Below are 23781 nucleotides of genomic sequence, written 5' to 3'. Positions count from 1 at the left end.
TCCAATGACCGCCATGATCGACATCGCCGACGCCAACAAGACTTTTACGATGCACCTGCAGGGCGGCATCGAATTGCCTGTCGTCAGCGGCGTGACCTTCCACGTCGACCCCGGCGAATGCGTCGTGCTGTCTGGGCCATCAGGCGCCGGAAAATCGTCGATCCTGAAGATGATCTTCGGCAATTATCGCTGCGACTCCGGCCGCATCGGCATCCGCCATCGTGGCGAGGTGATCGATCTCGCCACCGCCGAGCCACGGCAGGTCCTCAACGTCCGCCGCGCGACCATCGGCTATGTCAGCCAGTTCCTGCGCGCGGTGCCGCGCGTCGCGACCGTCGACGTGGTCGCCGAGCCGCTGATCGTCAACGGCCTGGCGCGCGCGGACGCACAAGCCCGTGCTGGCGAATTGTTGCATCGTCTCAACATCCCCGAGCGGCTCTGGCAGCTGCCGCCCGCGACCTTCTCCGGCGGCGAGCAGCAGCGCGTCAACATCGCGCGCGGCTTCATCTCCGACCTGCCGATCCTGCTGCTCGACGAGCCCACCGCCTCGCTCGACGCAGCCAACCGCGCCGTCGTGGTCGGGTTGGTCGCCGAAAAGAAGCGCCAGGGCGTCGCCATGGTTGCCATTGTCCATGACGACGAAATCCGTCATCACATTGCCGACCGCATCGTCGACGTCACCAGCTTCGCCGCCGCGGCCTGAAGGAAATGGACATGAACGCCAAGAAGGACATCGTGATCGCCAACGCCAGGATCGTGCTGGCGGACCGGGTGATCGAGCAGGGCTGGCTTGCTCTCGCCGATGGACGTATTGCCGAGATCGGTGAGGGCAGGGTGCCTGCGGGGGCAGAGAATGCCGGCGGCGATCTGATCATGCCCGGCCTGATCGAGCTCCACACCGACCACCTCGAGGCGCACTACGTGCCGCGGCCAAAAGTATTCTGGAATCCGGTCGCCGCCGTCGTCTCCTATGACGGCCAGCTCGCGACATCGGGCATCACCACGGTGTTCGACTCGCTCCGGGTCTGGCGCGAGGACGGCGCCGAGGAAGTCGACGGACGCGCCGGCACGCTCGCAGCCGCCATCACGACCGCGCGCGATGCCGACCTGCTGCGCGCCGATCACTTCCTGCATCTGCGCTGCGAAATCCCGATGCCGAGCGTGGTCGAGGAGGCCAGGGAGCTGATCGACCGCCCCGACGTGCGGCTGATGTCGCTGATGGACCACACCCCCGGCCAGCGCCAGTTCCGCGACGAAGGCAAGCTGCGCGACTATTACCGCGGCAAGGGCGGCGGCAAGACCGACGCCCAACTCGACGAACTGTTCGCGAAGCGTTTCGAGTATCAGAAGGCCTATGCCGCGACCAACATGCGCGAGATCGTGGCGCTGGCACACAAGTACAAGATCCCGCTGGCGAGCCATGACGATACCACCAAGGAGAACGTCGTGGACGCCGTGCGCGATGGGGTTTCGGTCGCGGAATTCCCGACTACGCTGGAGGCCGCGCGCGGCCTGCACGAGGCCGGCATCGACATCCTGATGGGCGCGCCGAACGTCGTGCGCGGTGGCTCGCATTCCGGCAACATCGCCGCGGTCGATCTCGCCCGCGAAGGCCTGCTCGATATCCTGTCGTCGGATTACATCCCCTCGAGCCTCCTGATGGCCGCGCTGCATTTGCCCGAGCATGTGCCCGCCATCAGCCTTGCGGCGGCGATCCGCACGGTGACGAAGGCGCCCGCCGAGGCGGTCGGCCTGTCCGACCGCGGTGAAATTGCCGCCGGCAAGCGTGCCGATCTGATCCGCGTGCATGTTGCCGGCAGCGTCCCCGCGGTCCGCAGCGTCTGGCGCGAAGGAAGCCGTGTCGCATGAGCGAGACCGTCACCTCGGCGGGACAGACGGCGGGCGCGATCGGGCCCGGGCGGCTCGTGCTCGTAGTCGGTCCCAGCGGTGCCGGCAAGGACACGCTGCTGCGGCTGGCGCGGGCGGCGTGCATCGAGGACCACGACATCGTCTTTCCGCGCCGCGTCGTGACGCGCGAGTCCTCGGCCGACGAAGACAATGTCGCGGTGAGCCCTGACGAGTTCCGCCGCGCGCTCGAGCGTGGGGATTTCGCCGTGCATTGGGAAGCGCATGGGCATTGCTACGCGCTGCCGCGCAACCTCAACGACGATATTCGTTCCGGACGCGCCGTCGTGGCCAATGTGTCGCGCACGGTGATCGGCGCGTTACGCAAAGCTTACGCCAACGTCGTGGTGGTCGCGATCACGGCGCCGCCGGATGTGTTGGCGCAGCGGCTTGCCGCACGCGCCCGGAACAGTGACGGCAATATCACGGAACGGCTGACGCGCAGCGTCGAGGACGCATCGGCGCAAGCCGACGTCACCATCCTCAACGCGGGCAGCGCAGAGTATCATGGCCACCAGCTTCTGCGCGTGATCAAGAACCAGGGCTGGCACGAATAGCCCGCGCAACAAGGAGACTGGAATGTCGGTGATTGAAACGGTCGAGCAGCTTGAGGCCATCTACGGCGTCACCAACGACGCCTCGACCGTGAAAGTCGCCGACCACGTCACCCCGCTCTATCGCGTCTTCATCGAAAAGGCGCCGTTCGCCGCGCTCGCCACCATCGGACCCGAGGGGATCGACTGCTCGCCGCGCGGCGATCTCTCCGGCTTCGTCCGCATTCATGACCCGAAGACGCTGATGCTGCCGGACCGCCGCGGCAATAACCGGGTCGATTCCTTGCGCAACATCGTGCGCGATCCCAGGGTGTCCCTGATGTTCCTGATCCCCGGCTCCGGCAATGCGGTCCGGGCCAATGGCCGGGCGCATCTTTCGATCGATCCCGAGCTGCTGGCCTCGTTCAAGGTCGAAAGCAAGGCGCCGCGCAGTGTCATGGTGATGACGGTCGACGAGATCTACTTCCAGTGCGCCCGCGCCATCGTCCGCTCCGATCTCTGGAATCCCGACAAGCGCATCGACCCCAAGACGCTGCCGACGCCCGGCCAGATCCTCGCCGAGATGAGCGAGAACAAGGTCGGCGGCGCGGAATATGATCGCGCCTGGCCCGAGCGGGCGGCCGCGACGATGTGGTGATGCGTCTTCCCTTCTCCCGCAAGGGAAGAACTCATCGCGAGATGAATTCGTTTGCCTGCGCTCGCGCCCGGAGAAGTGCCGATGCGCGCCGGTGGCAATTATAAATGGCCATTTCATTGATCGATCGCGCTAAACGCTCGATATTCCAGGCATCGACACTGCTCCTCGAGCCGAAGCCGCGATATGAGAAACGATCACCAGCGCAGTAACAATGACATGCATGCGTGGATGACGCTGCGCTGTTTCTCAGCGGCCACCGGCGCCTGTTGTTGTTGCTGACCGCCGTCTTCTAGCAGCACCTCACCCAGCAGATCCCGAGACAGGAAACGCCGAGACCCCGGTGGACGAGCAGTCATGTCCAAAATTCAATCGAATGCCTACATCATCGAAATCCACGACCGCGCCGCCGGCATCGTTACGAGGGAGACGCGCGGCTTCCGCTTCTTCTCCTCCGAGCGTCTGTTCGACAGCCTCGAGGGTCGCCAGTTCCGCTCGGCGCGCGAGGCGGAGCGCGCCGCACGCGCGGTGTTCTCCGAGCGGAGCCGGCGCGCGAACTGATCAACTCCGGCGGCGCGCCCTGGTGCGTGCCGCCTTCTTTGCGGCGGTGGAGCGGACCTTGGCGCCCTTGGTGCGGCTCGCCTTGCGCGCGGCGGCTGAACGCGACGCGGCCGATCGCTGGCTCGCGGCACGCTTGCCCTGTTTCGACAGTGCGCCGCGCGACGCGGTCGAGCGCGGCTCCTTCTTCAAGACTTCTGCGACCGCCCGCGACACGCGCGGCCGGCGTTTCGGGGTGCGCTTGCCCTGACCGACCTCATAGGCATATTTGGCGCTGCGTCGCGTCGCCTTCTTGACGCGTCCTTTGCGCGGCGGCGGCAGATCGACGCCGGCGCGGCGCGCTTCGGACAGACCGATGGCAATGGCCTGCTTCGTCGAGCGCGCGCCATGCTTGCCCTTGCGGATCTTGTTGATCTGGTCTTTGACGAATTCGCCGGCCTGCGTGGTTGCCGATTTCCCGGCACGCTTGTCTTGCCTGGCTTTGCGAATGACTTCCTGTCTTGGCATGGTCCAGTTCCCTCTGCAATTCACAGGGATGTCTGACCGCAACGCGCAAGACGGACGATTGATCCTGTCAGTTCCTGAGCGCAGCCAGCAGTTCGTCCGGACGTTCGGCCATGATCATGTGGCCGGCCCCCGGCACCACGACGGTCTTCGCATGCGGGATCGCCGCGGCAAGTGCCTTGCCGGCCTTCACCGGAGTCATCATGTCCCGCTCGCCGAGGATGAGCGTCGTGGGCACCGTCACGCTCGCGGCTGCTTGAAGCGCATTCGCGTAAGCATTGCAGGCTGATAAATCCCTGAACAGCACGCCCGGCTCGCAATGCTTCAACACGGCCTGCGCGCCGCCATGCATCCACAGGCCCGGTGCGAGGCTGCCGCCGAGCTCGGCGTTGAAGCCAAGGCCCCAGATCGAGACCATGTCGTTTGCATCCTGCGAATTGGCTTCGGCCGCCTTCAGCAGATCCGGGCCGACAGTCATCGTCGCGGCGGTGCCGATTAGGCTGAGCGCGGAGACCTTGTCGGGGTGACGTGCAGCCGTCTCCAGCGAGATCAGCGATCCCATGGAATGGCCGATCAGATGCGCTTTCGTAACTCCGGCCGCATCGAGCAGGGCCGCCGTCCAGTCGGCCATCTCGGCGATGCTGCCGAGCGAAGGTCCGGGGGAGCGGCCGTGACCGGGCAGATCAGGGGCCAGCACGCCAAAACCGTGATGGGCGAACCAGCGCGTGTGCAGCGCCCAGGTCGAATGATCGAAGCCGGCGCCATGGAGGAAGACGACCGCGGGCAGGGCCTTGTCGAAGTCGCGGCCGCCGGTTGCGACCAGCACCTCGGCGCCGTTGACGGAGAGCTTCATGGTGTCAGACCTTTTGCGAGATGCGCAGCGCCTGCGCGAGATCGTCGATGATGTCGCTTGCAGTCTCGATGCCGACCGAGAGCCGCACCAGCTCCTCGCCGATGCCGGAGGCCTTGAGCTGCTCGGCGTCCATCTGCTGATGCGTGGTCGACGCCGGGTGGATCACCAGCGTCTTGGCGTCGCCGACATTGGCGAGATGGCTGATCATGCGCAGCGATTCGATGAACTTGCGCCCCGCGGGCCGCCCGCCCTTGATGCCGAAGGAGACGATCGAGCCGGCGCCGCGCGGCAGCAATTGCTTTGCGAGCTGGTAGTCCGTGTGGTCTTCCAGCGAGGGATGCAGCACCCAATCCACGGCCTTGTTGGCTTTCAGTGCGTCCAGCACGAGGTGCGTGTTCTGGATGTGGCGGTCCATGCGCACGCCGAGCGTCTCGACGCCCTGCAACAGCTGAAACGCGTTGGTCGGCGACAGGCAGGCGCCGAAATCGCGCAGGCCTTCCGTGCGCGCGCGCATGATGAAGGCGGCGGTGCCGAACTGCTCGTCGAAGACGATGCCGTGATAGCCGCCATAGGGCTCGGTCAGCACGCCGAACTTCCCCGACGCGCGCCAGTCGAAACGGCCGCCGTCGACGATGGCGCCGCCGATCGCGATGCCGTGGCCGCCGATCCATTTGGTTGCCGAATGCATGACGATGTCGGCGCCGAGCTCGATCGGACGGCTGAGATAGGGCGTGGCAAAGGTGTTGTCGATCAGCAGCGGAATCTTCGCGTCATGCGCGATCGCCGCGACCTTCGGAATGTCCAGCACCTCCAGCCCGGGATTGCCGATGGTCTCGCCGATCACCAGCTTCGTGTTCGGCTTGATCGCCGCGCGGAAGGCGTCGAGATCGCGCGGTTTCACGAACGTTGTGGTGATGCCGAAGCGCGGCAGCGTGTGCGCCAGCAAATTGATGGTGCCGCCATAGAGCGAGCTCGACGCGACGATATGGTCGCCGGCGTTCAGGAGCGTCGCGATGGCGAGATGCAGCGCGGCCATGCCGCTCGCGGTGCAGATCGCGCCGACGCCGCCTTCCAGCGCCGCAAGCCGTTCCTCGAGCACACCTGTGGTCGGATTGGAGATGCGCGTGTAGATGTGGCCGGCGCGCTCGAGGTTGAACAGCGCGGCGGCGTGATCGGAATCCTGGAACACGTAGGACGTGGTCTGATAGATCGGCACCGCGCGGGCGCCGGTCGCGGGATCCGGATGCTGGCCCGCATGCAGGCTCAGGGTCTCGAAGGCGGGCGGTTTTGGCGCGGGCATGCTGGCCTCGTTGCTCGGTCGCGGAGGCGGCTCTTGTGCCACAAAATGGTGCGCGAAGTCAGCCCATTGACAGCGTTGTCTAACCCCCGATCGCCTGCTCGATGATCCGCGCCTCCCGCAGCAAGATCTCCGCGACCTCCTGTTCGCGGCGTGGACCGAGCCTCGTCCGAACGGCGGAGACGGTCATCGCGGCAGCGGGGCGGCCGTCCGGGGTCTTGATCCAGGTCGAGATCGATTTCGTGCCTTGCACCAGACCAATTTCCCTCATGCCATACCCCAGCCGTCTTGCGGCGGTGACCTGGCCCAGCACTGCTGCGGCGTCGGTCCGGTAGGCCTCCAGCCTCTTCTCGTTGGCTGCGACGATTTTTCGCGCGTCCTGCGCCGGCATCGCGGCGAGGATGGCGACGCCCGCGCTGGAGACGCCGAGCGGTCGGCGCGCGCCGACCTCGATGGACAGCACCTGGATCGGATAGACACCGATCCTGCGATCGACGCACAGCGTGTCGTTGCCGGTCCGCACCGTCAGGAACAGCGTGTCGCCGATCTCGGTCGAGGCGCGTTGCAGCGACGGATTTGCGGCGATCAGCAGCCGCGACGGCCGGGCCCGTGCGAGCTCCGGCACCTGATTGCCGATCGCGTAGCGGCCGGTCCTGTCATGCCGTTCGACGATGCCTTCCTCTATCAGCACGTGGACGATGCGATGCACGGTCGGGCGGGTGAGGCCGGTTGCCCGCACCACCTCGGCCAGCGGCACGCCCTCTTCGCGGCCCGCGGCCAGAATGCGCAGCACCGCGAGCGCGCGCCGGATTGCCTGCGCGCCCTGTCGCGGCTCGGTCATGCGGCGGGCGGATTTCGCGGAAGAGGCCTTGTCCATAATATGGACAAGAACGCCACAATTTCCTCGACAGGTAAAGCGCGCATCTGGAGATTGCGCTCCGAATCGAGATGCCCGTGTACGACGTCAAGCAAATCGACGTAAAATTGGAAGCGCCGCCGGGAGGTTAACATGAGATTAATCTGGATTGCCATAGCTGCCGCAGCGGCGATGTTGACGGGACCGGCGTCGGGCCAGCAATGGCCGGCGCGCAACGTCAAGCTGATCGTGCCCTATCCGGCCGGCGGCAATGTCGACAGCGCCGCGCGCATCATCGCCGACAAGCTTCAGGAAAAGCTCGGCCAGCCCTTCATCATCGAGAACAAGGCGGGTGCCGGCGGCATGATCGCGGGCGAGGCCTTCGCGAAATCGGCGCCCGATGGCTACACGCTGTTCGTCGGCGCCAACGGTCCGGTGCTGTTCGCAACCGAAATCAACAAGCGCGACGCCTACAATTGGAAGAAGGACTTCCTGCCGATCACGACGATCTCGATGACGCCCCTGGTGCTCGAGGTGCATCCGTCGGTGCAGGCGACGAATTTCAAGGAATTCATCGACCTCGCCAAGCGCGAGCCGGGCAAGCTGACGATGGCCTCGCCCGGTCCCGGCACCACCAACCATCTGCTCAGCGAGCTGATGCAGTCCAGCCTCGACCTGCAATGGGTGACCGCGCACTATCGTGGCAATGCGCCCGCGGTCAACGATCTCCTGGGCGGGCAGGTGCAGTTCGCGTTCGACCAGCTCACGGTCAGCCTGCAGCACATCAAGGCCGGCCTGTTCCGGGCGCTGGCCGTCACCAGCCCGCACCGCCTGAAGTCGCTGCCCGACGTGCCGACCTTCGCTGAGCTTGGTTACAAGGATTTTGACGGCCAGACCTTCACCGGCCTGTTCGCGCCGGCAGGCACGCCGGCGCCCGTGATCGACAAGCTGCACGAGGCGCTGACCGCGATTCTGAAGGATCCCGCCGTGGTCGACAAGTTCGAGAAGCTCGGCGGGGAAGCCGTCGCGATGACGCCCGACGAATTCAAGGCTTATCTCGCGCGCGAGGACGCCAAATGGATTCCGATCGTGCGCAAGGCCAACATCAAGGCGGATTGATCGATGCGGATCGACCCCACCGAGCTCGGCGCCGAGCGCATCTACCGGCTGATGACCGGCATCGTGGTGCCGCGTCCGATCGCCTGGGTGACGAGCCTGTCGCGCGCGGGCGTGCTCAACCTCGCGCCGTTCAGCGCCTTCACCTTCGTTTCGCAGAAACCGCCGATGTTGGCCATCAGCGTCGGCCGCAAGGGCGCGGACTACAAGGACACCGCGCACAACATCCTCGACACCGAGGAATACGTCATCTACATCGCCGACACCCCGCTGATGCAGGCCGTGCACGACTCATCGGTCGAGCATCCGCCTGAGATCAGCGAGGTCGCGGAGCTTGGCCTTGAGACGATCGCGAGCGAGCGCATCAAGGTGCCGCGTCTTGGCATTGCACCCGTCGCGATGGAATGCCGCTTCCGGCAGTGCCTCGAATTCGGCGATGCCCGCAGCCGCCTCATCGTCGGCGAAGTCGTGATGTTCCACCTGCGCGACGGCCTCGTGAACGACGGCAAGGTCGAGACTGCGGCACTCGATCCGATCGCGCGCATCGGCGGGCCGCGTTACGCCCGACTCGGCGAGATCGTGACGCTGCGTGGCGTGTTCCAGACTCCCAAATCGAAAGACTGAACGCGCTGCCCCGGCCGCACCTCAAGACCATTGGAGAACGACCATGCGACTCATAAGCTATCTCCTGGACGGAGAGCCGCGCTATGGTGCCGCCATCGAAGGCGGTGTCGTCGATCTGACCCGGCGGATTGGCCGCGACTTCTCCGATGTGAGGGCGCTGATCGCGGCCAATGCGCTGGCTGACGCGCAGGAGGCCGTCGCCGGACAAAAGCCGGACTACGCGCTCGACAATCTCGTGCTGCTGCCGCCGGTGCTGGCGCCGGAAAAGCTCTGGTGCATCGGCGTCAACTACGCCGAGCGCAATGCGGAGTATAAAGACAGCTCCGACCTGCCCAAATATCCCAGCCTGTTCGTGCGTAGCATGTCCTCGATGACGGGCTCCGGCCAGCCGCTGGAAAAGCCTCATGTGTCCGACCAGCTCGATTACGAAGGCGAGCTTGTCATCGTGATCGGCCGGGGAGGCCGCCACATCCCGCGCGAAAAGGCCTGGGCGCACATCTTCGGCATGACCTTGTGCAACGAGGGCACGATCCGCGACTGGCTGCGTCACGGCAAGTTCAACGTCACGCAGGGCAAGAATTTCGACCGCTCCGGCAGCATCGGTCCCTGGATCGTCACATCGGACGAGCTCGACCCGCGCGGCCCTCATGACATCATCACGCGCGTCAACGGCGAGGTGCGACAGCAGGACACCACCGAGCGGCTGATGTTCCCGTTCGACTTTCTGATCTCCTATCTCTCGACCTTTGCGACGCTGAAGCCCGGCGACATGATCGTGACGGGCACGCCGACCGGGGCGGGCGCCCGCTTCGACCCGCCGCGCTGGCTGAAAGTCGGTGATGTCGTCGAGGTCGAATCCAGTCGCATCGGCGTGCTGCGCAATACCGTGGCCGCGGAGAGTTAAGCCATGCTGGATACTGCCACGATCGAACGCCTTGCCGCGCGCCTCGACGAGGCCGAGCGCACCAAGACGCTGATCACGATGTTCACCAAAGACTATCCCGATTTCAGCATCGAGGATGCCTATGCCATTCAGCGCGCCTGGACAAAACTCCAGCTCGGACGCGGCCGGGTCATCAAGGGCCACAAGATCGGCCTGACGTCGAAGGCGATGCAGAATGCGGTCGGCATTTCTGAACCTGACTACGGCGTGCTGTTCGCCGACATGTTCTATGCCGATGCCACGCCCATTCCGTTCGACCGCTTTCACGCGCCGCGAATCGAAGTGGAGCTCGCCTTCGTGCTGAAGGCGCCGCTGCGCGGGCCCGATTGCACCATCTTCGACGTGCTCAACGCCACCGACTACGTCACGCCCGCACTGGAGATCCTGGAGACGCGTATGCACCGCGTCGATCCCCAGACCGGCAAGGCGCGAAAAGTCATGGACACGATCTCGGACAACGCGGCGAACGCCGCGCTGGTGCTTGGCGGCCGGCCGTTCCGTCCGATGGATGCGGACATGCGCTGGATCGGCGCGCTGCTGTTCCGCAACGGCGAGGTCGAGGAAACCGGCCTTGCCGCCGGCGTGCTCAACCATCCCGCCAACGGCATCGCCTGGCTCGCCAACCGCCTCGCGCCGCATGACGAGCATCTCGCCGCCGGCGAGGTGGTGCTGGCGGGATCATTCACGCGTCCAGTCGACATCCGCCGCGGCGACACTTTTCATGCCGATTATGGCGCGTTCGGCTCGGTGTCGTGCCAGTTCGTCTGAACCAATAAGCAAGAGGGAGCGCATCATGACCGGTCACACGCGGCGCAAGAGCATCCATATCGGCGGCTTCAAGCACGCCAACCCGATTCCGAACGCCTGCCGCATCGGCAATCTCGTGATGTCGGGCGTCATCCTCGGCCGCGATGCGGCTGGCGCAATGCCCGAGAGCCTGGAGGCGCAATGCGCCAACATGTTCGCGCATATGAAGGCGACGGTCGAGGCCGCCGGCGGCACCACGGACGACATCATCAAGATGACGGTGTGGCTGAAAGACCGTACGCAGCGCGGGCCCGTGAATGTCGAATGGCTGAAGATGTTTCCGGACGAGCATTCACGCCCGGCGCGCCACGCGCTGCCGATGGACAACATGGATGGCGGCGCGCTGGTGCAGTGTGACTTCACCGCAATGATCGACTGAGGGAGTTTCGCGTATGCCGACCTATCTGCCGTTCGACCCGAACCCGCGCCGCCCGGTCAAGGCGCCGCCGCCCAAAACCGTCGACAGCCAGTTTCACGTGCTCGGCCCCGTCGACAAATATCCGGAACGACCCGGTGCGGCCTATCGGATGCCGACCGCGACCTGGGAAGCGGTGCTGCGCGTGCACAAGACGCTCGGCATCGAGCGCGGCGTCATCGTGCAGACCACCACCTATGGCGCCGACCATGCCGTCGTGCTCGACGGTCTCGCCGCGATGGGCCCGAACTATCGCGGCTGCGCCAACGCGCTGGTGTTCGCGGAGGCGAACGACGCATATCTCGCCAAGCTGCATGATGCTGGGGTCCGCGGCGCGCGCTTCAGCTTCCGCCAGGAGCTCGGCGCCGTGCTGTCGGATGCCGATTTCGCCCGCGCGATCGCGCGCATCCGCGAGCTCGGCTGGTACGTCAAGATCCAGCCCGAGAAGGACGGCATCATGTCGAGCGTCGCCAAATACGAGAATCTCGACGTGCCCGTGCTGATCGACCACATGGCACGGCCCGATCCGGAAGCCGGCAGAAACGATCCGAACCTGCGCAAGATGCTGGAGCTGCTCGCCAAGGGCAATTTCTGGGTGATGCTGTCGCTCGGCGAGAAGACCTCGAAGCTTGGGCCGCCCTACGACGACGTCATCCCGATCGCGCGCGCCTATATCGAGGCGGCCGTCGACCGCTGCGTCTGGGCCAGCGACTGGCCGCATCCGGTCTCGGTGAAGCAGCCGCCCAACGACGCCGATCTGCTCGAGCTGATGTATCGCTACGCGCCCGACCAGGCGGAGCTGGAGAAGATATTGGTGCACAATCCGGCAAGGCTGTTCGGCTTTCCGGATTAGGGCGACCCGTCATTGCGAGGAGCGAAGCGACGAAGCAATCCAGACTTGCTTCCGCAGAAGCACCCTGGATTGCTTCGCTGTGCTCGCAATGACGGACGCGCCATTGCCAAGTCGACCGCGCGAGACTCTGCGCTCACACCGCCAGCCGATCCCTTACCCCAGCTGCAATCTCGAACGAGCGCAGCCGCGCGGCGTGGTCGTAGATCTGCCCCGTGGTCATCAATTCGTCAGCGCTTGTCTCAGCGATCAGCGCCTTCAGCTTCTGTTCGATCACTTCAGGCGAGCCGACCACCGAGCACGACAGGGACTGGCCAACCATCGCCTTTTCGGCCGGCGACCACAGCGCGTCCATGTCGTCGACCGGCGGCGGCAGCGGGCCGGGCGTGCCGCGGCGCAGATTGATGAACTGCTGCTGCAGCGATGAGAACATCCTCTGCGCGTCCGCCTCGCTGTCGGCGGCAAACACGTTGACGCCAACCATCGCGTAGGGCTTGTCGAGCTGTGCCGAGGGCTCGAACCGCGCGCGATACTCCCGCAGCGCCGGCATCATCATCTGCGGCGCGAAGTGTGAAGCGAACGCGAACGGCAGCCCGAGCATGCCTGCGAGCTGCGCGCCAAAAGTGCTGGAGCCCAGGATCCACAGCGGCACCTTCGTCCCCATACCCGGTACGGCGCGGATGGTCTGGTTCGGTTGCACGTCGCCGAGCAAAGCCTGCAGCTCCAGCACGTCCTGCGGAAAATTCTCGGAGCTGGTGGCGAGATCGCGCCGCAGCGCCCGCGCGGTGAACTGGTCGGTGCCGGGCGCCCGGCCGAGCCCGAGATCGATCCGTCCGGGATAGAGCGAGGCCAGCGTGCCGAACTGCTCGGCGATGACCAGCGGCGAATGGTTCGGCAGCATGATCCCCCCGGATCCGACCCGGATCGTCTTGGTGCCGCCCGCGACATGCCCGATCACCACCGACGTCGCCGCACTCGCGATGCCCGTCATGTTGTGATGCTCGGCCAGCCAAAAGCGCTTGTAGCCCCAAGCTTCCGAATGCTGCGCGAGATCGAGCGAGTTACGGAACGCTTGTGATGCGTCGCCGCCCTGTGGGATGGGGGCGAGGTCGAGCACGGAGAAGGGGATCATGGGCGGGTCCGGATGGAGCATGCGATGGAAACGTGGACTCGACATGTAGGAGCCGGCCCCGGGAATACCAGCCGAAACGATCATGGTGCTGCGCCGGCGACTCCATTGCGTGGAGGCGAAGCCATCGCTGCGCTGAGGCATGCGGCAAATTCGCCTGCATGGAAACCGCGGGCCGCATTGCGGCGTTGCCGGCCGGTTTGATCAATGGCTACGATTTTCATTTCGGGGGCTTTCTTTGGACAGATTCAACATCGGCGTTCATGTCGTCGCGCTGGCTGCGGCCTTCGCGCTCGCCGTTCCCATTGGCTGGGACCGTGAGAAGCGGGCTCGAAGCGCGGGCTTGCGCACCTTTCCGCTGGTCGCAATGGCAAGCTGCGGCTTCGTGCAGGCCAGCGAAAGCCTGCTCGTGCATTCGCCTGACGGGATGGCAAAAGTGATCGAGGGCCTCATCACCGGCATCGGCTTCATCGGCGGTGGCGCGATTCTCAAGCAGGGGAATTCGGTGCAGGGCACCGCGACGGCCGCGAGCCTCTGGGCCACCGGCGCCATCGGCGTCTCCGTCGGGCTCGGCGCCTTTGATGTCGCGGTGACTGTCGCGGTGTTCACGTTCCTGACGCTTCGCTTGTTGACGCTGGTCAAGGAAGACGACGATCACTGATGCAGGTGCGGGCGGCCTGCGCCCGTTCACAACACCGTCATCGCGACCCGTTGCGTCCCCCGGCCCAACTGGGCGTCTGGCCCCTGTTGTTGTACACTCACTGAGCCATTGGACGCTCGCCAGGAGGAACCGACATGACCACGGTCGTACTCAATCGCCGGAGCCTCCTCGCCGCGGGCGGCTCGATCCTCGCAACCGGGCTTTTGGCAACCGGCGTTCCCGGCCTGCTGTTGCCTGCCCGCGCGGACGGCCTTGCACCGACCGAGACAATGTCTGGCGGCGCGAACAACTACCGCAAGGGCGCGGCGATCGTGGAGCGGATCGGCAAGGGTGGTTTCTGGATGAGCGGCACCGTGCGCCGCGCCGGCGACGGGGCGCCGCTCGCAGGCCAGCGCATCCAGATCTGGGCGCACACCACCGAAGGGCAGGAGCACGAGCCGCAGAGTCACGGCGCCACGCTCACCGACAAGGACGGCAAGTTCCGGCTCGAGATGCCGCAGATCATTCCGATCTTCGGCCAGCCGCATGGCCACCTCGCCTATGACAGCGGTGAGTTCAAGACGGTCTTCCTGCGACCGATCATGCGGAGCGCAAAGGAAACCAGCCTCGAGGCGCACTTCGTCCTGCAGCCGGCCTGATCGCATTGGAGATGAAGGGGCGGAGATCGGCAAGAGCGCCCCTGATCTGGGTCGCCCTTGCCTTGGCCATTGGGGTGCCGATTGCGCTCGCTGCGGGAAGCGAACAGCTCGCATGGCGCGGCCCGGTCTACATCCTTGCCGGCTTCGCGGGGATCATCGCGCTCGGTCTTGTGCTCGTTCAGCCTCTGCTGATCGGCGGATACCTGCCGGGACTGTCGGCCTATCGCGGCCGGCGCGCCCATCACTGGATCGGCGGCGCGCTCGCTCTGGCAATGGTGATCCATGTCGCCGGCCTCTGGATCACCAGCCCGCCCGACATGATCGACGCCCTGACCTATACGTCACCGACGCCGTTCTCCCCCTTCGGCGTGACCGCCATGTGGGCCATCTTCACCGTCGCGCTTCTGGCGCTGCTCCGGCGGCGCTTGGGATTGCGGCTGCGCACCTGGCGCATCGTCCATCTTCCCCTCGCGGTCGTCATCGTCGCAGGCAGCGTGGCCCATTGCCTGCTGATCGAGGGAACGATGGAGACGATCTCGAAGGCGGCGCTGTGCGCAGCTGTGCTTGCGGCGACCGTCAAGGTGCTGGTTGACCTCTGGAGAAGGCGAACGTTGCGCGGCGAGAGTGCGTAGGATGGGTAGAGCGAAGCGAAACCCATCGCACTTGGTCTAGGCGGAAGCATGATGGGTTTCGCAAGTTCTCTACCCATCCTACGAAATTTCGCCGACCGCCTTGTTCCAACACGTTGAGCATCGTCAGCGCCGATCTGCTCTGCTTGCCGCAGATGGCCATGAAGATTATCCTCACGAGATGGCCGTCAGTGTCCCCGACGTGAAGGCATTCCTGCTCGCCACACCGTTCTTCGGCGGTATTCCGGATCAAAGTCTCGACCTCCTGATGTCGATGCTGGTCGAGTGCCGATTTGATACCGGAGCAACCGTCGTGACGGAGGGCGAGCCTGGACGCTCGCTGTTCATCGTCAAATCCGGTCGCCTTGCGGTCAGCAAGCGGGCGAATTCTGGGAGCATCATTCCGATTTCAGTTCTGGAGCCCGGCGATTTCTTCGGTGAAATGACGCTGATCGAAATGCAGAATCGTTCTGCCACGGTGATCGCGGAAAGTCCGACCGTGCTCTACGAGCTGACCGCCCAGAAGCTCTACGCCTGCTACAAGGCGGACATCCACGCCTATGTGATCGTCCTGCAGAACATCAATCGCGAACTCTGCCGGCGGCTTCGCCGTTCCGACGATCGCTTCACCGGACAGAAATTGGGTGAGGACAGTGCGTAGGATGGGTAGAGCACTTGCGAAACCCATCATGTTTCGCCACCGCACGATACTTCGATGGGTTTCGCTTCGCTCTACCCATCCTACGAGTTTGCGATCAAGCATGCTTGGCCACCGAACAATTCCTTAGCTGCGCCAGGACTTGACGAGGCGGGTGGCGCCTTTGGCCCCTGCAACTCCACCCAACGAGGATTCCAAGGAGCACAACGAGCGTCCAATCGCTGTGAAATGCCTCCCTGTACGCCACCTAGAAACGAGGTCCCGATCAGCATAGCCGCGAATCCGAGAACGGCTCCGCCAAGCGTGAAGCCCACCAATCGCGCGAGCAGGGCGAGGACGTCCGTTTCACGTCACTCATTTTTTGCGATGCCCCATTTTGTGCCCGGCTCCGGGATGATTCGCATTTGGCCAAGCATCCCTTTCCATCCACAGTTCGGACATAGAACCGCGGCTCTTTCGTCGTCGTGAGGATTTGCGCCTCCTTGATAGTCAAAGCCAGGGCTTTGACATTCTGGGCAACAACCCACCCCAATTCGCTTGACGATCTTTTCCCACGCCATTTCGACTATTCCAGATTGTCGAATTTTTGTTGCTCGCAGTGCGCTGAGAAATTCCTGTCCCAGGATTGCGTCTTGAATCCACCGATAATGGCGAAAGGAGTACGCGCAGCCAAGGGCGACCCGTCGGGCAACACACCCGCTTCCCATAAAACCCCGTCAACCCTCCTCCATAAAAATATTCCGCTTTACCGAAATTCGGAATCGCAGTATCAAATCCGCCATCCCGGTCCAGGGAGAGGGGCGGTCGTCCGTCGTAACGAACGTGGCTCGGGGGGTGGTGGACGCGGCAGCGTCGGGCACGAAGACGGGACCAGGGCGAGATGAACCTCGTGAGGTCTTGTCTAGCGTGCGGACGACCGGCGCCAACGCCCTGCGAAGCCCTTTTGGGCGAAGCAGGACGTGTCCGGCGAAGCCTCTTGGCGAAGCCGGATCGCTGCGTACGGCAAAATCGTGTGGTCCTGGCCGTCGTTGCTACGGTCAAGCCTTGCGGAGATGGATCGGGGCTCAACCGGGTCTTTGTCCATCGTCAATTCGCAAGGCGACGGTGACAAAAAGGAACTCGTCGCCGGGGAGAGCGCGGCATAAGCCGTCAACCCACTGTGCAGGGAAGGCCGAGTGTTCGGCGTCACCTGTATGCTGCTGTGCGGTCTCTTTGCGCTACACCTTCGCGCAGCGGACCGCGGGTGCCAGCCGGCACCCGGTCTTACCTGCGCCCTCTCCACGGAGGAGGGGTACGGAGAAGCAAAACTCGGGCGCTTTGAGCCGCGAGAATGCTGATCTGTGCGTGATTTGACCCAGGGAATGGTGCTGCCAGACAGGATTGAACTGAGTCGATTGCCCTGGCAGCTACTGATTTCATTGAACTTTTCGGTCCAGCGAAAATTTTTGTGTGGCACTCTTGAGAGGCGCCTCGCCCAGTTTTGATACCACACTCGGCGCGAGCTGGCCAGGCAGACTCCGCACTGGCCGGCCCTTCCAAGGGCGTGAGCCGTGCTGTCCCCCGCATCGCCGAAGGCGTTTCTGCTGGCCATGGCCATCATTGACGGATCTGATGGCGATCATCGTCAGCGCCATCGCCGTAGGATGAGCTGTCAGCGGTCGTCCTCATGCTAGGCGCGTTCGGGCCGGCCGTGCATTGATTTTTCCAATATCCGGAAGCCCTCGATCTATGCCGTAGCGCGGGGTGTCCACGCGAATCTGCGTCTTGAAGTCAGGGGTACACGCGACGCTTGCCGGAGACGCTGTCGACATGCTTCTCGTCCGCGACGGAGCCGAGAGCCGCTGGAGCGAGTTGAGCACGTGCTCAAGCCGTGGGTCAGTAAGCTATCGTACCGATCTCTACGTTTGCCAATGCGGGTGTGCAGCTTGGGGCATTTCGCTTTCCACCCTGAGCTCGCCAACCCCTTGGCGTATCGCCGTTCTGTTCCTTGGCAAGCAAATGGGAGTATTCGGAGCCGTCACGCTCGCTTTCAAGCTCAGGATGGGCAAGCCGCCGGCTTACTTCGCTCGCCCAACTATACGGCCTCGCTGTCCTGACGGGGGTCGCATTCACGTCTTGCATCGAAACTGCCGGGTGTAAGATTGATCGATCCCACAATTGCACGCTTTTCATCCGCAAGCAGCATTTTGCCGTGCAGCTTATACAGCTATTCTCGGTAGAGTCTGCGCTTAGCAGGAGCCGCGAGGAGTGGCATCGACCTGCCACCCGAGTCCGAACGGAAGTTCCGGCGACCTTCGAGACGTTCTGTCGGGCAGGGGCGCAACGTAGGTGCTTGAACCCAATGGTGAGCGCCCCGAAACAGAATGCCTGCCTTCTTGGTGTCACGCCGGGCTCTTTGCGCGTCGTCGATCCAGCCCGGTTGCGAAGTGGGACTACGATGTTGGGAGCTTAACGAACTCCTCTGCGTCGGCTATGCAAAAAAGGCCGAGGCGCTGATTTGAGCGACTGCCCGCTCGAATGGACGAGGCACACATCCTGCTACGGCCGTATTTGCATAGACGAGGCCATGCTTCGATGACCATTATGGCGGCCGGCCTCATCGTGGCCGTTGGACCAAGCACCAGGAGGGAAGAAATGCCCATGTCGATTTCAATGATCGTGCTTGGCTCGCAGCTGGTCATGCCAGTAGCAGACACTGTGCCGAAATTCGATGTCGCGCGGAGCTGCAAGCTTGATATCGCTGCCGCCGCCGGACTCTCCGTCGGCCAGCCGCTAAAGAACTGCATCAGTGACGAACAGAAAGCTCAGCAACAGCTCGCCAGCGGGTGGACGAAATTCTCTGCCTCGAGCCGAGCAAGCTGTGTGCCGCAAGAGAGCATCGGTGGGACGCCGAGTTACGTCAGCTTGCTAACTTGCCTCCAAATGGGGCAGTGGCTGCGACAGCAACCTCAGCCGAAGTGATCATATTCGCTCAGCGCAATCCGGACTTCACGGGCAAAATCGATTAGCGCGATTGTGAACGCGCCGAGCGAAATTATGAAGAAGATAGCGACGCCGCGTTCGTGCTGTATCTGAAGGAATGCCGTAACAAAGCGACGATCACGAGCAGCGTCACCGAGATACTTGCGATCACGGCCCAGAAGATCGCCCGATTCATCATCGCCGCGCGCTGATCAGACGTGGCAGATCCGCCGAGCCGGGATCGCAGTGTATCGTCATCGGGGATCCCGTTGATTGCCGTCCGGTCAACGATCCGGTTCAGGCGGGAGATCAGGATAGCGATGAAAGCCCCCAGTGCGCCCAGCAGGAAGGCCGGGGCCGCTGACTGTGATATGACATGAGATAGCTGGGTTACCGAAGGGGTATCTGTCAACATTTAGCGGACAACCCGTTCATGGACAGGCCCGGGCGAATAGGCCTCCCGACTTATTCCCCGTCACTAAGGCACCATCTCCGGGTCGACTATGCAAAATCGGTCCCGTGCATTGAGCCTTAGATGGCTCTGCAAGTAATCAGGAGCGCGCGTCGATCATGGTCCGATATCGGATAGGCGGGTGACTAGGCCGCCTCGTAGAGCTACTCGCGAACATTGGCCCGAGTGGGGTCATCTGGCCAACGCTGTGAGCATCGCGGGGAGTGATCCACGATGCTCAGCTACCATTTCGTCCGCTTAGTGAGCCTTGCCGCTTGCTCCCGCGTTTGCGTCCGCCACGCACCCGCCCGCGGGCCGGACATTCGCATGCCGCGGCATGCCGAAGCTGCCGATAGGCTCACAAGCCGTGCGGATTCACGTGTCGTGCGGCGGTGAGGCAATTGACTTTAAGTTTTCCGGTCGGTTCGATTTTGCATAGCCGCTGCTTCACCGCGCACTCATAGTGCTGGTTTGCGGGAGCGATCGCTGACGACATTAGCGATGCCCCGAATGCCGGCAGGAGAAGTAGGGATGATGATTGCAAGATTTGTTCAGATGACGGGATTGCTCGCGGTGATGGCGCTGCTGGGCAGCATGGCGACGGCTGGCGCCCAGACTGCACAGGCGCCGTCCGCGTTGAAAACGATTGGTGCGCCTTCCGCCGCAGCCAAACCTGAGATGGTGCCCTCGCTGTTCGTGCTCAATTCCCGCGCGGCGACGTTGCAGGGTGAGACGCTGGTACTGACGGGCATTGCCCCGAGCTCTATCATATTTGCCGATCGCCCGGTGCGATCCGCCGGCCATCAGCCCACGGCCGACGTCATCGCGGAATGGGGATCGGGCGACGATAGCTTTAGCAAGAATCCGCCGAACGCGACCTTGTCCGTGTTCGGCAAGGACGGCACCGTGAAGGACGCGGTCGTGGTGCTGAAGAACCCAAAGCTCGAGGGCGACAAGCTGACGTTTACCGTTCAGACCCTCGAAGGGGACATTGCCGGCGCGGACGGCGGGGCAGCGCTCTTCATTGACATCATCGGCCGGCCGTTCACGCCGATGTCGTTTGCCGGCGTCGCGCGGCGTTCGGCTTTCCGGGGCGCGATGTATGCCGGCGCCGTTGGTGCCGCTGCCTATGCTGCGCCTTACGTCGCGCCATATGCGTACGCGCGGCCTGTGTGCGGCTACTACCCCTATCCGCCGTGTTACTGAGAAGAGTGGAGGCTGAGGAGATGCAGACCTCCCCAGTCTCGATGCGGCGACCAGGCGACGAGCCTCAGCAGGAAGTTCTAGTGGAGCAAAAGATGTACAGGGCCTTGATCTTCGCAACGTTACTATCTGCGACCGGGATTCCAGTTGCCCGCGCCCAGGTCGATCTCAGCACTTATGCCGACGCAAACGGCTTCCTGAACGTACAGAAGCTTACATGCGCTCAGTTGGCCGGGACTTGGCAAGGTGACGCCGACCGGCTGACAGCCTGGTACAGCGGGTGGTACAATGGACTTGCTCGCAAGCACTATATGGATATCCTCAAATCTAAAGAGGCCGAGCACGAGATCATCGTTTATTGCAGAGCAAATCCTGGTGAATTGATCATCGAGGCGGTGGCCGTCGTGTTCAAGGACATGCGGGCGAGGCTAGGGATCGAAATGCGGCCCTAGCGGTTTCACAATGATCTTGGCCGCCCTGCGCCGAGGCAGCATTGTGCATAGCGCCCTCCGGGAAGGCGGATGCAGATGGCTTCCGCGTCGGCATTAGAATCTATTCTGATCGCGATCAGTGACTGCGAATTACGTTCCTTACCGCGACGATGACCACAAACACCCGATGATCGTTTTTTCGCCATGCGCACCATAGCTGTCGTCGACGACAATCCGAGTATCCTACAAGGTCTGGACCGCCTATTATCGGCCCATGGGTTCCGTGTCTGGACTTTTGCATCAGCGGAGTTGTTTTTGGAGGCCCACGCCGAGTGCGAGGCGGATTGCTTGCTGCTGGATATCCACCTTGGCGGCATCTCGGGCCTAGATCTGCAACGGCAGTTGATCGCATCAGGCAGGGATTTGCCCGTCATTATGATGACGGCGATCGATAGCAAGGAGACCCGGCAGGCGGCATTCGACGGGGGCTGCATTGCCTATTTGAAGAAGCCGTTTCTGTCAAAACTACTGATCGATGCGATCGGCAGGATTCCCTGAGAACTGAATCGAAACTTTCAACGATTGCAGCCAGCGGCAGTGTGCAAAATCGTGTAGGATCGGTTCGAAGCCAATTGTGAGCTTCCTTTTTAATCACCACCGCTTGTCGCATGACAACTCGTATTATTCAAATCGATCGTCCTGCTCCTGGCGCTGACCGGTGCGGCTTTCTCGCAGCCAAAGCGAGTGATCATTCTCCATTCAGTCGGCCGCGATTTCTCGCCCTGGGCGACTACGCCCGAAATATTCCGGAAGAGTTGAGGCTTCAAAGGATCCGATCGACATCTTCGACGTCTCGCTGTCGACCGGGCGCTTCCCCGACGCGAATGAAGACGCTTTTGTAAGCTATTTGAATGCGGTGTTTACCCTGCGCAAACTCAACCCGATCGTGACCATCGGCGGCCCCGCGGCACGGTTCATTCAATAAAACCGTCAGCGGATTTTCCGTCGATCCCTATCTTGTGCGGCTCTCGCCCAGCAGATGTCTTCCAACGCATCGACGACCGATGCAATGGTCTCGGTTCTGTCGACGTATTGAGTACTCTCGAACAGATACTTAAGGTAGTTCCGGAGACGACCAAGGTCTTCATCGTAATGGAAGCCCTCCGATCGAGAAGCTGTGGCTCGAGCAGATGCGCAAACTGTTTCAACCGCTGACAAGCCGTATCCGCGCGCGCAAATGCGGCGGGCATTGTCCTGCTCCGATCGTTCTCCTGGCCGTCATGATCTCGAAAGGGCGCGCCCCCCGCGAGGGTGCGCTTTGAGGTCGCCCTTGAGCCTGAGACAAACTGCTCCTTGTCCTTCAACTCCGGAGCAGCGTGGCGATCGCTCTGACGGGGTCGAACGCGATACGGTCTGGTAGCTGCTCGGCGCCGAATGGAGTGCCATCGCTGTCAAAGGTGGCAATCCTCTGGCAGGCGGTGCGAGATCGCGAGGTCCTCGCGTGGTCACGAGACCACGGACGTTACGACAGCGTTTCGGTGTTGCATCCTTCCAGACAGCAGATGCGCGTGGAAGTGTGCGCCAGGGTGGACATGACATGAAGCGCCGCGAACGCCGCGAATCCGGACAGCGTCGAGCGACAACTCGATCGAATAGCTCTCTCGCGATATCAAGTTGGGCTCCGCTGGATCACACCCGCTGCAATGGCGGCTGCTTCCACTTGCCGTCCGTTGCTGCTTCTTTCGGCCAGTACAGGCGCATGATCATGGAGAACGGCCCCTTTGGTCCGGGTAGCCAGTTGGCTTCCTTGTCCTTGCCCGGGGATTCGTTCTGGATAATCAGCGTCAGCCCGCCGTCCGCATCGCGGTTGAGCTGCGGCAGCATCGGTGAATTGATCAGATATCGATTAAGCGGATTGGCCACCAGCAGGCTCTGCGGCTCATCATACATCGTCAGCGACCAGAATGCGTTGACGGGCGGCAATTGATCAGGCGCAAAGCGCAACGTGTAACGGTTGGCACCGTCCAGCTTTTGTTTCGTCGCATCCAAATAGTAAGTCGGATATAGCGCCTCCTGCTTCGAATTGCCGTAGATTCCAAGAACGGCGGCGCCCATGCGGTAGAGATAATCCCCTTTTAGGTACGCGCGCGTGCCGAAGACTTCGCCCGAGTTCAACCTCCCCTCCTCAAACTCTTTCTTCAGGCCGGCGAAGGCAACCCAGGCGTCGGCCATGCCTTGTTCGATGGCCGTCTTCATCTCGGGTGATAGCTTGCTCGCGTCAAAGGTCTTTCCCGCGCCGACGCCGATCATGGCGAAGCGCTCCATGAGTGCCTTCTCGGAAGAGACCGTCGGGCAGAACTGCAGGATGAAGTTCAGGATCTCGAAAAACTGCGGCGAGGTTTTCTCCTCTGCAGGTGTCAGTGGCTTGATGAAATCAATGGCGGGGGCTGTCTTGGGTGCAGGCTGGCCGAGAAACGCGGACAGTGGCTGCACCTTATAGCCGGCCTGGACCTTCTTCACGTTTTCGATGTCGCTGGGGTCAAAGAGCTGCGTGCGATAGGTGGGGAACGCGAGTTCGGTCTCGCAGCGAAACACCTTCTCCACGCCCTTGGGCATTTCGCCTTTCCATCCCGGGCCGGCGAGCAGGAATCTGCCGCCTCCGTTGCCGGAAGTGCGTGTACCGATATAATCGAAGTTGAACGTGTAGTAATCGATGAGCTGGACGCTGAAATAGCGCTCTTTTTCCATCGACGGTACGGTGAGTACGAGAGGTTCGGATCGCAGGTCCGCGCCCATGAATGAGTAAAGCGTGTCCGAGTTGGGTGTCTGGATCGCCGTGTCAGCGGGCGTGTAGAGACGTGCGCTGTTCCAGATTTCGTTCCAGGGCCCCTTATATTCCGGGGTCGCCTTATCCACCCAATAAGCGTGCTGGACCCGGTAGTTGTCCACCATCGGGAAGCCATAGATATAAGCTTCCTTCGCGATAGCGCGGGCTTCCCCCGGACTTACGCCGGCTTGGGCGTGGGCTGCCGCGAAATCGAGTGCCGGGAGCAAAGCAACTCCGCCCACAAAGCCTCTCCGTGTGATGGTCTTCATAACTCTGG

The 23781-nt window shown here is 62.9% G+C and carries 26 protein-coding genes; 19 read left to right on the top strand and 7 right to left on the bottom strand.

Annotated elements, in window-relative coordinates:
- Window positions 1-4: 4 nt before the first annotated feature.
- The 5 genes from phnL to IVB48_RS34075 all read left to right on the top strand — a co-directional run bounded on the left by phnL (window position 5) and on the right by IVB48_RS34075 (window position 3654).
- Window positions 5-703: a phosphonate C-P lyase system protein PhnL gene (gene phnL, locus IVB48_RS34095; protein ID WP_247407082.1), complete on the top strand. Its 699-nt coding sequence runs from the start codon at window positions 5-7 to the stop codon at window positions 701-703.
- Window positions 704-714: 11 nt separating this feature from the next.
- Entirely contained in the window at window positions 715-1869 is a 1155-nt protein-coding gene (locus tag IVB48_RS34090) for an alpha-D-ribose 1-methylphosphonate 5-triphosphate diphosphatase (RefSeq protein WP_247407079.1), read from the top strand.
- Window positions 1866-2462 carry a phosphonate metabolism protein/1,5-bisphosphokinase (PRPP-forming) PhnN gene (phnN, locus tag IVB48_RS34085; RefSeq protein ID WP_247285663.1) on the top strand — a complete coding sequence of 199 codons (597 nt, stop codon included), beginning with the start codon at window positions 1866-1868 and terminating at the stop codon, window positions 2460-2462. Before IVB48_RS34090 ends, phnN begins: the two co-directional genes overlap by 4 nt.
- Before the next feature lie 22 nt (window positions 2463-2484).
- Entirely contained in the window at window positions 2485-3096 is a 612-nt protein-coding gene (locus tag IVB48_RS34080) for a pyridoxamine 5'-phosphate oxidase family protein (protein ID WP_247285664.1), read from the top strand.
- Between the two features lie 354 nt (window positions 3097-3450).
- Window positions 3451-3654 carry a hypothetical protein gene (locus tag IVB48_RS34075; RefSeq protein WP_247407076.1) on the top strand — a complete coding sequence of 68 codons (204 nt, stop codon included), beginning with the start codon at window positions 3451-3453 and terminating at the stop codon, window positions 3652-3654.
- Here IVB48_RS34075 and IVB48_RS34070 read toward each other — a convergent pair whose 3' ends face one another.
- The 4 genes from IVB48_RS34070 to IVB48_RS34055 all read right to left on the bottom strand — a co-directional run bounded on the left by IVB48_RS34070 (window position 3655) and on the right by IVB48_RS34055 (window position 7182).
- On the bottom strand, window positions 3655-4158 hold the full coding sequence (locus IVB48_RS34070) for a DUF6496 domain-containing protein (RefSeq protein WP_247407073.1): 504 nt from the start codon (window positions 4156-4158) through the stop codon (window positions 3655-3657). It abuts the gene before it with no gap.
- A 67-nt stretch (window positions 4159-4225) separates the two neighbouring features.
- On the bottom strand, window positions 4226-5008 hold the full coding sequence (locus tag IVB48_RS34065) for an alpha/beta hydrolase (protein ID WP_247407070.1): 783 nt from the start codon (window positions 5006-5008) through the stop codon (window positions 4226-4228).
- A 4-nt stretch (window positions 5009-5012) separates the two neighbouring features.
- Window positions 5013-6308: an O-acetylhomoserine aminocarboxypropyltransferase gene (locus IVB48_RS34060; protein ID WP_247407067.1), complete on the bottom strand. Its 1296-nt coding sequence runs from the start codon at window positions 6306-6308 to the stop codon at window positions 5013-5015.
- A gap of 79 nt (window positions 6309-6387) precedes the next feature.
- Window positions 6388-7182: an IclR family transcriptional regulator gene (locus IVB48_RS34055; protein WP_247407065.1), complete on the bottom strand. Its 795-nt coding sequence runs from the start codon at window positions 7180-7182 to the stop codon at window positions 6388-6390.
- A gap of 132 nt (window positions 7183-7314) precedes the next feature.
- Here IVB48_RS34055 and IVB48_RS34050 point away from each other — a divergent pair, with 132 nt between their 5' ends.
- The 6 genes from IVB48_RS34050 to IVB48_RS34025 are packed head-to-tail and all read left to right on the top strand — an operon-like array spanning window position 7315 to window position 11919.
- Window positions 7315-8280: a tripartite tricarboxylate transporter substrate binding protein gene (locus IVB48_RS34050; RefSeq protein WP_247407062.1), complete on the top strand. Its 966-nt coding sequence runs from the start codon at window positions 7315-7317 to the stop codon at window positions 8278-8280.
- Between the two features lie 3 nt (window positions 8281-8283).
- Window positions 8284-8901 carry a flavin reductase family protein gene (locus IVB48_RS34045; protein WP_247407059.1) on the top strand — a complete coding sequence of 206 codons (618 nt, stop codon included), beginning with the start codon at window positions 8284-8286 and terminating at the stop codon, window positions 8899-8901.
- A 43-nt stretch (window positions 8902-8944) separates the two neighbouring features.
- Window positions 8945-9805, top strand: a complete 861-nt coding sequence (locus IVB48_RS34040) for a fumarylacetoacetate hydrolase family protein (protein WP_247407057.1) — start codon at window positions 8945-8947, stop codon at window positions 9803-9805.
- A 3-nt stretch (window positions 9806-9808) separates the two neighbouring features.
- Window positions 9809-10612, top strand: a complete 804-nt coding sequence (hpaH, locus tag IVB48_RS34035; RefSeq protein WP_247407055.1) for a 2-oxo-hept-4-ene-1,7-dioate hydratase — start codon at window positions 9809-9811, stop codon at window positions 10610-10612.
- A 25-nt stretch (window positions 10613-10637) separates the two neighbouring features.
- The gene (locus tag IVB48_RS34030) at window positions 10638-11030 is read left to right on the top strand and encodes a RidA family protein (RefSeq protein WP_247285675.1); all 393 of its coding nucleotides are present in this window, start codon (window positions 10638-10640) and stop codon (window positions 11028-11030) included.
- Between the two features lie 13 nt (window positions 11031-11043).
- Complete coding sequence (locus IVB48_RS34025; protein WP_247407053.1) at window positions 11044-11919, top strand: amidohydrolase family protein; 876 nt, start codon at window positions 11044-11046, stop codon at window positions 11917-11919.
- 133 nt (window positions 11920-12052) lie between these two features.
- Here IVB48_RS34025 and IVB48_RS34020 read toward each other — a convergent pair whose 3' ends face one another.
- A complete protein-coding gene (locus IVB48_RS34020) occupies window positions 12053-13048 on the bottom strand; it encodes an LLM class flavin-dependent oxidoreductase (RefSeq protein WP_247407051.1) in 996 nt (331 codons plus the stop codon).
- Between the two features lie 235 nt (window positions 13049-13283).
- Here IVB48_RS34020 and IVB48_RS34015 point away from each other — a divergent pair, with 235 nt between their 5' ends.
- From IVB48_RS34015 to IVB48_RS33995, 5 genes are all read left to right on the top strand, one after another.
- Window positions 13284-13706, top strand: coding sequence for an MgtC/SapB family protein (locus IVB48_RS34015; RefSeq protein ID WP_247285681.1), 423 nt, complete (start codon window positions 13284-13286; stop codon window positions 13704-13706).
- 134 nt (window positions 13707-13840) lie between these two features.
- Entirely contained in the window at window positions 13841-14344 is a 504-nt protein-coding gene (locus IVB48_RS34010; RefSeq protein ID WP_247407049.1) for a Twin-arginine translocation pathway signal, read from the top strand.
- A gap of 11 nt (window positions 14345-14355) precedes the next feature.
- On the top strand, window positions 14356-14976 hold the full coding sequence (locus IVB48_RS34005) for a ferric reductase-like transmembrane domain-containing protein (RefSeq protein ID WP_247407048.1): 621 nt from the start codon (window positions 14356-14358) through the stop codon (window positions 14974-14976).
- A gap of 178 nt (window positions 14977-15154) precedes the next feature.
- Window positions 15155-15634: a cyclic nucleotide-binding domain-containing protein gene (locus IVB48_RS34000; RefSeq protein WP_027565724.1), complete on the top strand. Its 480-nt coding sequence runs from the start codon at window positions 15155-15157 to the stop codon at window positions 15632-15634.
- Between the two features lie 2631 nt (window positions 15635-18265).
- The gene (locus IVB48_RS33995; protein WP_247407046.1) at window positions 18266-18592 is read left to right on the top strand and encodes a hypothetical protein; all 327 of its coding nucleotides are present in this window, start codon (window positions 18266-18268) and stop codon (window positions 18590-18592) included.
- A gap of 73 nt (window positions 18593-18665) precedes the next feature.
- Here the strand turns inward: IVB48_RS33995 and IVB48_RS33990 are convergent, their stop codons facing one another.
- A complete protein-coding gene (locus IVB48_RS33990) occupies window positions 18666-19007 on the bottom strand; it encodes a DUF2721 domain-containing protein (RefSeq protein ID WP_247407044.1) in 342 nt (113 codons plus the stop codon).
- A 591-nt stretch (window positions 19008-19598) separates the two neighbouring features.
- On the opposite strand from IVB48_RS33990, the gene IVB48_RS33985 reads away from it, so the two are divergent.
- The 3 genes from IVB48_RS33985 to IVB48_RS33975 all read left to right on the top strand — a co-directional run bounded on the left by IVB48_RS33985 (window position 19599) and on the right by IVB48_RS33975 (window position 21235).
- Window positions 19599-20249, top strand: a complete 651-nt coding sequence (locus tag IVB48_RS33985; RefSeq protein ID WP_247407302.1) for a hypothetical protein — start codon at window positions 19599-19601, stop codon at window positions 20247-20249.
- A gap of 92 nt (window positions 20250-20341) precedes the next feature.
- Window positions 20342-20698 (top strand): HdeA/HdeB family chaperone, encoded by a 357-nt coding sequence (locus tag IVB48_RS33980; RefSeq protein WP_247407041.1) that lies wholly within the window; start codon window positions 20342-20344, stop codon window positions 20696-20698.
- A gap of 183 nt (window positions 20699-20881) precedes the next feature.
- Window positions 20882-21235, top strand: coding sequence for a response regulator (locus IVB48_RS33975; protein ID WP_247407039.1), 354 nt, complete (start codon window positions 20882-20884; stop codon window positions 21233-21235).
- A 1131-nt stretch (window positions 21236-22366) separates the two neighbouring features.
- On the opposite strand, the gene IVB48_RS33970 is transcribed toward IVB48_RS33975, so the two are convergent.
- Window positions 22367-23773 (bottom strand): DUF1254 domain-containing protein, encoded by a 1407-nt coding sequence (locus IVB48_RS33970; protein ID WP_247407036.1) that lies wholly within the window; start codon window positions 23771-23773, stop codon window positions 22367-22369.
- Window positions 23774-23781: the final 8 nt, after the last annotated feature.

It is taken from the genome of Bradyrhizobium sp. 76, assembly GCF_023073025.1.
Taxonomy (GTDB): domain Bacteria; phylum Pseudomonadota; class Alphaproteobacteria; order Rhizobiales; family Xanthobacteraceae; genus Bradyrhizobium.
Note: the sequence above shows the minus strand (reverse complement) of the source record. Positions and strands in the feature narration are given on the sequence as shown.

Excerpts from the sequence above, each read along its gene's own strand:
- IVB48_RS34070 (WP_247407073.1), bottom strand. The coding sequence starts at position 4,158 with ATGCCAAGACAGGAAGTCATTCGCAAAGCCAGGCAAGACAAGCGTGCC.
- IVB48_RS33990 (WP_247407044.1), bottom strand. The coding sequence starts at position 19,007 with ATGTTGACAGATACCCCTTCGGTAACCCAGCTATCTCATGTCATATCA.
- hpaH (WP_247407055.1), top strand. The coding sequence starts at position 9,809 with ATGCTGGATACTGCCACGATCGAACGCCTTGCCGCGCGCCTCGACGAG.
- IVB48_RS34030 (WP_247285675.1), top strand. The coding sequence starts at position 10,638 with ATGACCGGTCACACGCGGCGCAAGAGCATCCATATCGGCGGCTTCAAG.
- IVB48_RS34060 (WP_247407067.1), bottom strand. The coding sequence starts at position 6,308 with ATGCCCGCGCCAAAACCGCCCGCCTTCGAGACCCTGAGCCTGCATGCG.
- IVB48_RS33985 (WP_247407302.1), top strand. The coding sequence starts at position 19,599 with ATGACGGGATTGCTCGCGGTGATGGCGCTGCTGGGCAGCATGGCGACG.
- IVB48_RS34080 (WP_247285664.1), top strand. The coding sequence starts at position 2,485 with ATGTCGGTGATTGAAACGGTCGAGCAGCTTGAGGCCATCTACGGCGTC.
- phnN (WP_247285663.1), top strand. The coding sequence starts at position 1,866 with ATGAGCGAGACCGTCACCTCGGCGGGACAGACGGCGGGCGCGATCGGG.
- IVB48_RS34020 (WP_247407051.1), bottom strand. The coding sequence starts at position 13,048 with ATGATCCCCTTCTCCGTGCTCGACCTCGCCCCCATCCCACAGGGCGGC.
- IVB48_RS34045 (WP_247407059.1), top strand. The coding sequence starts at position 8,284 with ATGCGGATCGACCCCACCGAGCTCGGCGCCGAGCGCATCTACCGGCTG.
- IVB48_RS33995 (WP_247407046.1), top strand. The coding sequence starts at position 18,266 with ATGCCCATGTCGATTTCAATGATCGTGCTTGGCTCGCAGCTGGTCATG.
- phnL (WP_247407082.1), top strand. The coding sequence starts at position 5 with ATGACCGCCATGATCGACATCGCCGACGCCAACAAGACTTTTACGATG.
- IVB48_RS34075 (WP_247407076.1), top strand. The coding sequence starts at position 3,451 with ATGTCCAAAATTCAATCGAATGCCTACATCATCGAAATCCACGACCGC.
- IVB48_RS34090 (WP_247407079.1), top strand. The coding sequence starts at position 715 with ATGAACGCCAAGAAGGACATCGTGATCGCCAACGCCAGGATCGTGCTG.
- IVB48_RS33970 (WP_247407036.1), bottom strand. The coding sequence starts at position 23,773 with ATGAAGACCATCACACGGAGAGGCTTTGTGGGCGGAGTTGCTTTGCTC.
- IVB48_RS34065 (WP_247407070.1), bottom strand. The coding sequence starts at position 5,008 with ATGAAGCTCTCCGTCAACGGCGCCGAGGTGCTGGTCGCAACCGGCGGC.
- IVB48_RS34005 (WP_247407048.1), top strand. The coding sequence starts at position 14,356 with ATGAAGGGGCGGAGATCGGCAAGAGCGCCCCTGATCTGGGTCGCCCTT.
- IVB48_RS34010 (WP_247407049.1), top strand. The coding sequence starts at position 13,841 with ATGACCACGGTCGTACTCAATCGCCGGAGCCTCCTCGCCGCGGGCGGC.
- IVB48_RS33980 (WP_247407041.1), top strand. The coding sequence starts at position 20,342 with ATGTACAGGGCCTTGATCTTCGCAACGTTACTATCTGCGACCGGGATT.
- IVB48_RS33975 (WP_247407039.1), top strand. The coding sequence starts at position 20,882 with ATGCGCACCATAGCTGTCGTCGACGACAATCCGAGTATCCTACAAGGT.
- IVB48_RS34025 (WP_247407053.1), top strand. The coding sequence starts at position 11,044 with ATGCCGACCTATCTGCCGTTCGACCCGAACCCGCGCCGCCCGGTCAAG.
- IVB48_RS34040 (WP_247407057.1), top strand. The coding sequence starts at position 8,945 with ATGCGACTCATAAGCTATCTCCTGGACGGAGAGCCGCGCTATGGTGCC.
- IVB48_RS34050 (WP_247407062.1), top strand. The coding sequence starts at position 7,315 with ATGAGATTAATCTGGATTGCCATAGCTGCCGCAGCGGCGATGTTGACG.
- IVB48_RS34055 (WP_247407065.1), bottom strand. The coding sequence starts at position 7,182 with ATGGACAAGGCCTCTTCCGCGAAATCCGCCCGCCGCATGACCGAGCCG.
- IVB48_RS34000 (WP_027565724.1), top strand. The coding sequence starts at position 15,155 with ATGGCCGTCAGTGTCCCCGACGTGAAGGCATTCCTGCTCGCCACACCG.